The 441-nt window shown below is 72.1% G+C and carries 1 protein-coding gene; it reads right to left on the reverse strand.

Annotation, left to right across the window (positions count from 1 at the left end; genetic code table 11):
* Positions 1–131: 131 nt before the first annotated feature.
* A partial coding sequence (locus ACLQ2X_RS27720) for a hypothetical protein (protein WP_425684027.1) occupies positions 132–441 on the reverse strand: 310 nt, incomplete at its 5' end.

The raw sequence follows: 441 nt of genomic DNA on the forward strand, positions 1-441 counted from the left end.
CACCCGGGAGGGTGTGGGAGAGTAGGACACCGCCGGACAAACTTTCGGTCAAGGGCCGCCCCAACAGGGGCGGCCCTTGACCGCGTTAGCGTTCTGGCGGAAACGCCATCAGGAAGGATGTACCTGTGAGCTCAGGACCGCAGGGCGGAGACCGCCCCCGTCGTTACGAGGACCGCGCCGACCGTGGACAGGGGCGCGGCGACAACCGTCGCGACGACCGTCCCCCATACCGGGGTGGCCGTGACGACCGGACCGGCGGCGCCCGTGGTGGCGACCGTGAGGGCGGCTTCCGTGGTGGCGACCGTCGGGACAGCGGCGACCGCCAGGGTGGTTTCCGTAGCGGCGAGCGCCGCGACGGCGACCGCCGTGAGGGTGGCTTCCGCAGCGGCGACCGCGAGGGTGGCTTCCGGGGTGGTGACCGTCGTGAGGGCGGTGACCGTT

The sequence above is a fragment of the Micromonospora sp. DT31 genome, from assembly GCF_049841795.1.
Taxonomy (GTDB): Bacteria; Actinomycetota; Actinomycetes; order Mycobacteriales; family Micromonosporaceae; genus Micromonospora.